We start from the raw sequence: 10,447 nt of genomic DNA, 5'->3' as shown, positions 1-10,447 counted from the left end.
CGGGCTGAAGCTCTCGGATCTCGACCGGATCTCCAACGGCCAAACCCAAAGCAGCAGCCGTCCCGCCGCGGAACTCCAGCACACCGTCCACCAACTGGGAAGGAGGCGGCCCATAGGTGGGGCAGGGTCGGGCGGGGCAGCCGGGCACATCGGCGGCAATGTACACCACCTTGCCTTGGTGAAGGAAAATGATGTCCAGGTTAATCAGAGTGTTGAACATCCAAAAAGAAGCTGGCTGGGGCGGATCAAAGGGAAACCACATGCCCCGATCCGGCGGCAAGTCGGTGCGAAACATCAGGCCCAAGCGCTGCTGCTCAGGCGTGCGGGCCACCTCTAACTCAAAGCGTTGGCCGGCAAGGGTGACTTCCGCTTCAACCGGCAGTTGCTGGGGCTGCCCTATGGCTGGGGGGGATGGAGAGATGGCTTCGGTTACCTGAGTTTGTGAGGCGGGAGATCTCTCCGTGGCAGCAGTACACCCCAAGCCGGATCCCAGGAGCAGTAGAGCCAGGCCCAAGGCGACTCTGCACCCTTTTGGAACGTGTATCGTGAACAGAACCATGTGGCACTCTCCTGTGCAGGCTTCATCCTATCGCGCCGGACGCTGCTGCCGCGACTTGGCCAACCGGATGCAGAAAGTTCCCCTCTGGGAGGGCCTTGCCAATTCTTGCTTGCCGGAAGCTGCCTGCGTCTTTCCACCTTGAGCGCAGCGGAAATGGCGTCCCTGGGCAAGAGCAGCCCGCAACCGACCCGATAGCATAGCCATAGACTTTATCGTTCCCCACCCTGCCAGGAGAGCCGTATGAAAGACCCTTTCAATTTCAATTTCAATAGATTCAATAGATCCTCGGTGAGCCGGATCCCTCTTCTGGCTCTGCTGGGTTTACTGAGCCTGGGCCTCTGGCCCACTCACGGGATGGGATCCCGTTCACAGGAAACCCCGGTGCGGATTCCCTTTGAGCCAACGGTGACCTATGGGGAAGGGTATGGGGAAAAGACCGTGGCCCAACAAGCCCAAAGCCGCTTTGCGCTGAAACTGTTTGATCACCTGCTCCGTCAGCAGCCCCAAGAGAACCTCTTTTTCTCCCCCTTGAGCATCCGCCTGGCCCTGAGCATGCTCTACAACGGCGCCTCTGGGGAGACTCAAACGGCAATGGCCGAGGTGCTGGAGGCACAGGACCTTTCCCTCAATGAGTTGAACTGGAGCAATGCCCAAATGGTGGGCTGGCTGGCGGAGGGATCCCCGGCAGGAGGGCCAGTCCAGGTGCAAATGGCCAACGGCCTCTGGGTGGATCAAACCCTCACCTTACAGCCCCAGTTTTTGCAGGCTTTGGCCACCTACTACCAAGCGGTGGTGAATCGGGTGAATTTGGGATCCCGGCAAACGGTGAACCAGATCAACGGCTGGGTGGCCGAGCGCACCCAGGGCAAGATCAACCGCATTGTGGATCGCCTCAGCCGCGAGGATTTGATGGTTTTGCTCAATGCCATCTACTTCAAAGGCGAGTGGACTCAGCCCTTCGATCCGGAGCGCACCCAAACTCAGCCCTTTACTCGGTTGGATGGCCGCCGCGTCCGAGTACCCATGATGGTTCAATCCGGTCGTTACGACTACCTGGAAACCGAGCAGTTGCAGGTGGTGAGCCTGCCCTACGGGGAAGGAGAACTGGAAATGCTGATCCTGCTGCCCAAGAAGGGAGTGAAGCTGGAATCGCTGCGGGCAGAGCTGAGCCCGGAAACTTGGCAAGAATGGACGGGATCCCTGCGCCCCCGTGCAGGTTCGGTGCGGATCCCGAAATTTGAACTGGCTTATGAAACGGATCTCACTTCAGTTCTACAGCAGTTGGGCCTAGGGATTGCCTTTTCCAACCGAGCCGACTTCAGCCAGATGACCCCAGAGCCAGCGCGGATCAGCAGAGTCCTGCACAAAGCAGCAATTGAAGTGAACGAAGAGGGATCCGAGGCGGCAGCCGCTACTGGGGTGATCGTCTCCCGGACTGCTGTCGACCGGCAAGAGCCCTTTCAATTTGTGGCAGATCGGCCCTTCTGGTTTGCCATTGTGGCCTCCGGATCCGGCGGCAACCCAGCGGCCCAAACCGTGTTGTTCATGGGATCCCTGGTGGATCCTAAATAAGGGGATCCCTCAGGGCAGCTTGCTGACTTCTTGCCGGGCCTGCAGATTGCTCTTCAGGATGTGTTGACTCCAGACTGGCTCCCTTAGCCGTTTTTCATTGCGGAGGTCATGATGGTCGAGGTTTTGGAAAGAGAAAAATTGGCCGAGGCACCTGCTGATAGTTCTCCGGCAGCTTCTCGAAAAATTTGGACTGACGAAGAGTTTATGGCTTTACCGGAGGATGGCAATCGCTATGAGGTTGTGAATGGAGAACTGGTTACTGTGGGCTCGGCAGGCGCAAAGCATGGGTACTACGTAAGTTTGATTCATATCATTCTAGGCTCGTACGTTCGCAGTCAAAGGATTGGATTTACCTTCGATTCCGATACTTCCTTCAAAATGAAATCCGGTAATCGCCGCTCTCCGGATTGTTCTTTTTTTTCCAAAGAACGACTGCAATCTCTGGGCGGGATCCCAAGGGGTTATATTGAGGGATCCCCAGACTTGGCTGTAGAAGTTCTCTCCGATGCCAACACCGTTGGAGAGATCCACGACAAGGTTGTTGAGTATTTCGAGAATGGATCCCGGCTGGTCTGGATCATTCATCCTGAAGAGAAATACGTTTTGGTCTATCGCCGGCCTGAGCCTGAAGCATTGAAGAAACCCGGCGACATCCTGGAAGGTGGAGAGGTGATCCCTGGATTTGCGCTGGATTTATCAGAGTTTTTTGCCGAGCCGGAGTTGTAGTTTTTCACCAACGCAATGTACGGATAAGACGCCTTCAGCGCCTAGGGAAAAGCAACCCCTGTTAAGCTAGCCTAAGCAGTGGGATCCCATTTCATGGCATTGGTTTATCCGCAGGTTCTGGAGCGCAATCCCAAACGGCTGCGCATTGCCCTACAACGGTTCACTTCCCAGCAACTGGCTTGGCGGGCGGCAGGGGGCTTGGTGCTGCTAATTTTGGGATCCCAACTGTGGGCCCGTTCGCCGCTGTGGGGGTTGGTGGCTGTGGGGATGGGCTTGTGGATTGGGATCCCTTGGGGGCTAGGCCAGATCTTGAGCCTAGATCGAGAGAGGCAGGTGGTGACCCTGACCCACCTGCGTGGCCCTTGGGGCTTTTGGCGGCAGCAGGTGTTTTCTTATCCCTTGGCCCAGTTGCAAGGGGTGCGGGTACATCGGGTAGGCCAGGAGGTTTTGGACAACCAAGCTCAAGAGAGTTTCCAGGTACAAAGTCAGGTGCGGTTGCAGTTTCGCGGAGATCCTTCTGAGCAGGAGCTGAAAGAGGAGATCATCGCTTGCTTCCATAGCCAAGTGAGCATCAAGGGGGATGATCCGGAGGCTTTCGTGCTCTCTCAGCGGCTGGTGCGCTGGATTCAGAACTATCTATCCGAACACTCAGGAAACCTAAGAAACAACTCTTCACCCTGAAAGCCCCCTTTTCGAGGATACTGCCCCACCGTTCCAGTAGACTCAAACTTTGCTCTCCTTTTCGGGGAGTTTTCGGGGAGATGGGGAATTGTTGGCACAGTGCTTGATCCTGGGTTAGAAATGCTACCGAAAAGCAGTGTACTCCTTGACACTTTCTAAACTTAACTTAATCGACAACCTTCATGAGCGCCTCCTGGGATCTGGTCAACCTGCTTACCTTACTCAACTGGAACACTCTGCCCGGATGGCTTTGGCTGCTCCTTTGGGGATCCTCACTGGCCGTGGTGATGTACTGGCAAAAGCGCTGGCTGCAGCGGGATCAGGTGGGTTTTCCCGATGTCATCATGCTGGCGCGTGCAGATACGACGGTGGTGGAATGTAATGGAGCTTGCCAAAAACTCTTAGGCAATTGGCGAGGCAAGCGCTGGATTGACGTGCTGCCGGCAGAAGAGCAAGAGCAGGTGCGGCAAAAGATAGCCCAGCTCACCCCTCAGCAGCCTACCTTCACCCGAGTTGGCAGGGTATCGGATGCGTCGGGGCAGGTGCGGTGGTTCGAGTGGATCAACCAAGGCATTTTTGACCGGCGGGGCCGCTTGCAGTTCATTCGCGGGGTGGGCCGAGACATTACCGAGAAGAAACAGTTGGAAGAAAACCTGCGGCTGCGGGAGGCCCAACTGCGCACCTTGTTGGATGCCCTGCCATTGGCGGTGTGGGCCAGGGATCCCCAGGGAGTGCTAATTTTGCAAAATGCCACTGACCGCGCCTGGTTTGGCGATCTGCTGGGTACTTCTCTGGTGGGTACTTCTCTGGAGGAGGTGGCTCAGCAACATCCCCACTGGCCGGAGTACACCTCTCAAGTTCTAGCCGATCTAGAGCGGCAAGGGTTTTCCCAACTCGAGGGCAAGGAAGTAATTCAAGGTCAGGAGCGCTATACTTATCGCCTGGCCGTAAAGCTTCAGGATCAGTCTAAAGGTTTGGGACTTCTCGGCATTGTCCTAGATATCACCGAACAAAAGCGGCTGGAACAGGAGGTGTGGGAACAAGAAGAGCGTTTTCGCGCCTTCCTCAACAACAGCCACGACATTTTGTGTCGGATCGATGCCCAAGGTCTGCTGCATACCTTAAATCCTCCGGCTGCTGAGAAAATTTTGGGGCGTGCTCCCAATCAGGGAGAGGCCGTACCCTTGGATTGGGTTCACCCCGAGGATCGGCAGAACGTTGCTAATGCTCTTGAGCAACTCAAGGCTCGACCTGGCGAGACACTCAGCTTTATTTACCGGGCCCAACACGCCGATGGCCAGTGGGTGTGGCTGGAGAGCCTCTGCACCAATCTCTTGGATGATCCTTTGGTTCAGGGGATCGTTTCCAGTACCCGCGATATCACCCAACAAAAGCAGGTGGAACTGGCTTTGCGAGAGAGCGAGGCCCGCTTTCGGGAAATTGCAGAGGCTGTACCGGTGGTTTTCTTTGTGTATTCTGCAGACTTGAGCCAGTCTCTCTACAAAAGCCCCCAAAGCGAGAAGATCTGGGGTTACACAGCAGAAGAGTTTCGCCGCAAGCCAGATCTCTGGAAAGACAGGATCCATCCCGAAGATCTGCCAAGGGTACTGCAGGTGGCCGCCCGAGCCACTCAAGAAGTCCAGCAGATCACCTACCGCATTTTCCATCGGGATGGCAGGCTGCGCTGGCTGCGTACTTCTTGCCGACCCATCTTGAACGAACAGCAAGAGGTTATCCGTATTGTTGGCATTACCGAAGATATTACGGAGCAGAAAGAAGCAGAGCTGGCTCTACAAGAAAGCGAAGCTCGGCTTAGGGCTATTCTGGACGGGATCCCTTTTTGTATCTTTCTCAAAGATCTGGAAGGGCGCTATCTTCATGTAAACAAGACTTATCTACAACAGAGAGGCTGCAAGGCAGAAGAGCTCTTTGGAAAGTTGGATAGTGAGCTGTTCGCATCAGAAGAGGCTCTAGAATTTCGAGATCAGGATCAAAAAGTCCTGCAATCTCCGCATCCTGTCAGCTACGAGCGAACCTTTTTCCGCGATGGCAAGAGATTGACCCAGTGGGTCACCAAGTTTGCCCTGCGGGATCAGCAAGGGGATCCCTATGCCGTTTGCGGTGTTGTTGTGGACATCACCCCCCTCAAAGAAGCTCAAGAAGTGCTTCGGCAAGAGGCAGAGCGGGAGCGACTGTTGGGGGCCTTATTGCGGCGGATCCGCCAAGCTTTGGACTTGCAAACCCTCTTGGAAACAACGGTTGCGGAAGTGCGAGAGTTTCTCCAGGTAGATCGGGTGATGATCTATCAGTTGCAGGAAGGTGTAGGGGGGTTTGTAGCTGCTGAGTCGGTGGCGGATCCCTGGCCCAGCCACTTGGGCCGCCGGGTGTGGGATGCTTGCCTTCGCCAGGATCCTTGCTACCGCAAGTACCAAGAGGGCTTTGTGCAAGCCATAGCCAACGTGGCGACGGCCAATTTGGATCCTTGCTATCGGGAGCTCTTGGAATCTTTCCAGGCCCAAGCCAACTTGGTGATCCCAATTCGGCGGGGAGAGGATCTCTGGGGCCTTCTGGTGGCACAGCACTGCCAATCCAGCCGCCCTTGGCAAGAGTGGGAAATCCGGCTTTTACAAGAGCTGAGCGATCAATTAGCCATCGCGTTGCAACAGGCCCAGTTATATGAACAACTGCAAGCCCTCAATCAAACCTTGGAAGAAAAGGTTCGGCAACGCACCTCTGAGTTGCAGCGATCCCTGCAATTTGAGGCCCTGCTGAAACGCATCACTGACCGGGTGCGCGACTCTCTGGATGAAGCTGAAATTCTCAACACCGCTCTGCGCGAGCTGGGAGAAAACCTAAATGCAGATGGCTGCGATATTGGCCTTTACAACGCCGATCTCACCCTTTCCACCATCAGCTACGAGTATTGTCCTCGCTTGGGGTCGGCCTTGCATACTTGTATTCCCTTTGCCCAATATCCAGATCTCTACGCCCAGTTGTTGCGAGGAGAGCCCTGCATATTTTGTTTACTTCCTGACCATTGTTTACTTCCTGACGCCCCCCGCCAAGGATCAGTCTTGGTCTGCCCTCTGCGGGATGGGGAGCAAGTCTTGGGGGATCTGTGGGTTTTTCGCAGCAGCGAGGAAAGTTTTGATGAGCAGGAAATGAATCTCGTAGCTCAAGTGGCCAATCAATGTGCTATCGGCCTAAGGCAGGCGCGCCTATTCCGAGCGGCCCAAGAGCAGGTGCAAGCCCTAGAGCGCCTCAACCGCTTGAAAGACGATTTCATCAGCACTGTCAGCCACGAGCTGCGCACTCCTCTAGCCAGCATGAAAATGGCCCTGAAAATGTTGCAGATGGCTCCCACTGGGGAGAAACGAGCTCAATACTTAGCCATTGCAGAGCGAGAATGCCAACGGGAGATCGAGCTGATCAATGACCTGTTGGATTTGCAGCGGCTAAAGGCAGGAGCCTATGCTTTGAATCTGCAAACGCTGACCTGGGAAGCCTTGTTGGGGGATTTGCTGTTGGCTATTGGCGAACGCGCCCGTACTAAGGGGCAAACCTTTCAAGCCAACGTGCCTCTGGAGAGCAGCATCACCACAGATCCTCTCCTTTTGGGACGCATCCTGCGGGAGCTGCTACACAACGCGGTGAAATACACCCCCGGCCAGGGATCCATCCGCCTAGAAGTCAGGGTTGAGGCCAACCGAACTCGCATCCAAGTCAGGAATAGCCAAGAGATCCCGGCTGAGGAACTCACCCGCATTTTCGATCGTTTTTACCGGATCCCCAGCCATGATCCTTGGAAAGAAGGGGGCACCGGTCTGGGCTTGGCTTTGGTGAAACAAATGGTGGATCAACTGAGGGGATCCATTGAGGTCAGCAGCTCTGCTGGTTGGACGACTTTCACGCTCCATCTACCCCAATTGCCGCAATTTTAATTCCACTTCTTCCCCTCGCTTTGGGATACATTACTGGCAGGGATCCGGGGGGGCTTTGCCTAAACCTATGACAACTCGCCTAGATTTGGCTCTCACTCTTGAAGACTTCCTCAAGTTGCCTCACATAGAAGATTCTCCGGCATGGGAGTACATCGAAATTCTTTCGCCGGGTCAAAGGTTAAGCCGTGTAATCGATAATATCCTGCATCGCCTAAAGCACGGCAGCAAATTAGGGTGGATGGTGGATTTAGACGATTACTCTGTTTTGATATTTGCCCCTCAACAAGAGCCAGAAATTTGCCGAGCAGATCGTCAGCTCAAGGTGATCGACGGGATCCAGTTAGCATTGACTCCACAACAAATCTTTGTTCTCCAATACACTACCCCCGCCGCATGGCCGTAACCCCCGTGGGATCCAGCACCTTGCCCCGTTCCACCTCGGCATAGACCAGGTAGCGATCCCCGCAGTCCATCCAGGTTTTGACACGGCACTCCAGGTAAGCTAGGGCGTCCAACAAAATGGGGCAGCCATTCTCAGCAGTGGCCGTGGCCAAGCCGGCAAAGCGATCTTCTCCGGGCCGTTGAGGTCGCTGAAAGTGCCGCTGCAAGTTGCTGCCCTTGCCTTCCCGCAAGATGTTGAGCACAAAGGGGGCCTGGGGATAGGTCAGCAATTCGGCTTCTTGTTCCTTGTTCACCGACAGGGTTAGCCCTGGTGGATTGAAGCTAGCCTGGGCCACCGACCAGGTGAGGAAGCCGCGGCGGGTCTCTCCTTGCAGGGCGGTGACTATACACAGGGATCCCACCACCCGGCTCAGGGCTTGCCCAACCCGATCCGCCTGAGTTTCGCTGCTGGTTTGGCGAGGGGCGCGGGCTCGTTTGGCTTTGCGCAGGGCCTGAGCAAACTGGGATCCCGCCTCTTGACAGGCTTCCAGGATTTCAGGGGTGGGCTTAAACTTGGCGCGGATCGTCTCAAACCCCAAGGAAAAGCCGGCATTGAGCAACTTGTTCTCGATGAGATCCACCGCTTCTCCGCTCCAGCCGTAGGAGCCAAAAACCCCGGCTAACCGGGTGGTGGGAACTGAAGAAAGGATGATGCCAAGGGCGGTTTGGATCTGCACAGGAGGATGGCCGGCCAAAGTCGGGGATCCGATAACAAACCCTTGGCAGCGCTCCAGAGCCTGGGCAATCTCTTCCGGAGTGGCCCATTCGCAGTTGATCCGCTCCACCTTAACGCCGGCCCGCTCCAGCCCTTGGGCTATAGCCATGGCCATCAAGCCTGTATTTCCGTAAGCGGAAGTGTATAGGAGAGCTACCCGCTGCTCGCCGGGATCCTCCTCGCACCAAGTGTGGTAGTCCAACCGCAACCGCCGCAGGCTGTGGCGCACCAAGGGGCCGTGGGCAGGGGCATAGATTTGGGCGGGAAATTCTTCCAACTTGGCCAGGGCTGCCTTCACCTGGGGCAATTGGTTGCGGTGCAAGCAGTCGAAGTAGTAGCGACGGTCTTCGCTGAGCTGCCGCCAATGCTCGTCAAACACCTGCTCATCGCACACATGGGCACCGAACAACTTATCGGTGTAGAGGATCCCGGTGGCCGGATCGTAGGCACAGAGGGCATCTGGGTGGCGGGGCGTGGGCACGGTGCGAAAGTGCAACTCATGCCCTTCCCCCAGATCCAGGCGATCCCCATCTCGGATGACCCGCAAACGGAAAGACTGGTCGCCATTGTAGAAAATGCCCAGATCGGCGGCTTCCTCTTCGTCGCGACTGCGGGGCAAGGGATCCATCTCTTCAAAGGCAGCCCGTAGCGTAATGGATCCCGGTTTGGAGCAGAGCACCATCGCGTAGGGAGCCAGAGGCAATAGGGCTTTGAGAGTGGCAATGCGGTTAAAGTTGACGTGGCTGAGCAAAATAAAGTCCAACCGCTGTAGGTACTGGTGTTGGGCCAGCTCTTCTAAAAAGATGCTGGTGAACGATTCCCCCGGAGGATCGATGAGAAGGGTTTGGCGGGCCTGGATGAGGTAGCTATTGGCAGTGGTGCCCCGTTGCCGAGCGTATTCCAGCTCAAACTTCAGGCGATCCCAGGTGCGGGAGCGGAGAACCAACGTGGACGGGCCGATAAGGGCAACTTGGACATCGCGGGCGGGGATCTTGCTCTCCATAGCAGCCTCCGATGCGGTATCTGTCCTCACCTTGCCACGAAACTGGAGGAATGGGGATCCCTTTTCAGAGTTTGGGAGCCCACGGCCCGGCTTGCCCAAAAGTTAAGTCTGAGGCCCCGTCCTCACAACTGCGCAAGAAGCAAGCGATTGAGGTGGGGAGTGTGTCAAGTTTTTTCAAAGTCGGCCGGGCAAAAAGGAAGAGGCTAAGATCGGCTTGTAGCGTGTTCAGGCTGCCTATGTCTGCCCGATCCAAGTCCAAAGTGGAGGCCCCTACCAAGGAGATGGATCCCCGCCAGTTTACTGAAGCTGATGTGGCGGCAATTGCAGAGCGGTTGGAGCGCAATGAGTATCCGACCGTCTTTGGCTGCTTGGAAGACTGGCATGCCCTTCGAGCCGTTGCCTTTTATGCTCCCCACTTGGTGGCTCCCTATGCACACCTGTTGGAGTGGGAAGTGGATGAAGATTAGGGCTGTCCTTGCAGTTCTTAAAGGGATCCCAGTGCTCAGGCCGACGAGGGGGGAGAATTTCCGTCAGAGCCTTGCCTGCGAATCAGGTAGCGCACTTCTTCAAGGAGAACGTTGAACCTCTGATCCGTTTCCGCCTGCCGTTGGTTGATGGCCTGAATGGCGCGTTCGTGCTCTCGTTGTAGGGCGGTGAGGGTAACCAGAGCTTGAGTCACTTCCTCTGCCCACTCGGCAAGGTGAGCTAAGTCAGAGCGGGTCTCGCTGACAACTTGCTGTAGCTCTCGCAGGCTTTGAGCTTGGGCAGCAGCTTGTTCGGCAAATTCGGCGCGGCTTTCTTGGATGGAC

8 protein-coding genes and 1 pseudogene are annotated in these 10,447 nt (G+C 56.0%); 6 read left to right on the top strand and 3 right to left on the bottom strand.

The genetic code is table 11. From position 1 onward, the window contains the following. Positions 1–514: DUF192 domain-containing protein (locus tag NW819_RS08400; RefSeq protein WP_414413481.1), on the bottom strand; the 514-nt coding region annotated here is incomplete at its 3' end. A gap of 285 nt (positions 515–799) precedes the next feature. On the opposite strand from NW819_RS08400, the gene NW819_RS08395 reads away from it, so the two are divergent. The 5 genes from NW819_RS08395 to NW819_RS08375 all read left to right on the top strand — a co-directional run bounded on the left by NW819_RS08395 (position 800) and on the right by NW819_RS08375 (position 7,882). Next, positions 800–2,131 carry a serpin family protein gene (locus NW819_RS08395; RefSeq protein WP_414413480.1) on the top strand — a complete coding sequence of 444 codons (1,332 nt, stop codon included), beginning with the start codon at positions 800–802 and terminating at the stop codon, positions 2,129–2,131. Positions 2,132–2,242: 111 nt separating this feature from the next. Beyond that, on the top strand, positions 2,243–2,857 hold the full coding sequence (locus NW819_RS08390) for a Uma2 family endonuclease (protein WP_414330774.1): 615 nt from the start codon (positions 2,243–2,245) through the stop codon (positions 2,855–2,857). A 93-nt stretch (positions 2,858–2,950) separates the two neighbouring features. Then, positions 2,951–3,538 (top strand): hypothetical protein, encoded by a 588-nt coding sequence (locus NW819_RS08385; RefSeq protein ID WP_414413479.1) that lies wholly within the window; start codon positions 2,951–2,953, stop codon positions 3,536–3,538. 182 nt (positions 3,539–3,720) lie between these two features. Continuing rightward, on the top strand, positions 3,721–7,479 hold the full coding sequence (locus tag NW819_RS08380) for a PAS domain S-box protein (RefSeq protein WP_414413478.1): 3,759 nt from the start codon (positions 3,721–3,723) through the stop codon (positions 7,477–7,479). Positions 7,480–7,546: 67 nt separating this feature from the next. Next, a complete protein-coding gene (locus NW819_RS08375; protein ID WP_414413477.1) occupies positions 7,547–7,882 on the top strand; it encodes a Uma2 family endonuclease in 336 nt (111 codons plus the stop codon). On the opposite strand, the gene NW819_RS08370 is transcribed toward NW819_RS08375, so the two are convergent. Beyond that, positions 7,860–9,638 (bottom strand): flavin reductase, encoded by a 1,779-nt coding sequence (locus tag NW819_RS08370; protein ID WP_414413476.1) that lies wholly within the window; start codon positions 9,636–9,638, stop codon positions 7,860–7,862. The genes NW819_RS08375 and NW819_RS08370 overlap by 23 nt on opposite strands. A gap of 236 nt (positions 9,639–9,874) precedes the next feature. Between NW819_RS08370 and NW819_RS08365 the strand changes: the two genes are divergently transcribed. Then, positions 9,875–10,105 carry a DUF2555 domain-containing protein gene (locus NW819_RS08365; RefSeq protein ID WP_414406883.1) on the top strand — a complete coding sequence of 77 codons (231 nt, stop codon included), beginning with the start codon at positions 9,875–9,877 and terminating at the stop codon, positions 10,103–10,105. Positions 10,106–10,140: 35 nt separating this feature from the next. On the opposite strand, the pseudogene NW819_RS08360 reads toward NW819_RS08365, so the two are convergent. Beyond that, positions 10,141–10,447: pseudogene (locus NW819_RS08360) on the bottom strand (hypothetical protein); the annotation flags it as partial.

It is taken from the genome of Synechococcus sp. R8-2 (assembly GCF_047461715.1).
In the GTDB taxonomy this organism is placed as follows: domain Bacteria; phylum Cyanobacteriota; class Cyanobacteriia; order Thermostichales; family Thermostichaceae; genus Thermostichus.
The sequence above is the reverse complement of the archived record's forward strand: the minus strand, read 5'-3'. Positions and strand labels throughout refer to the sequence as shown.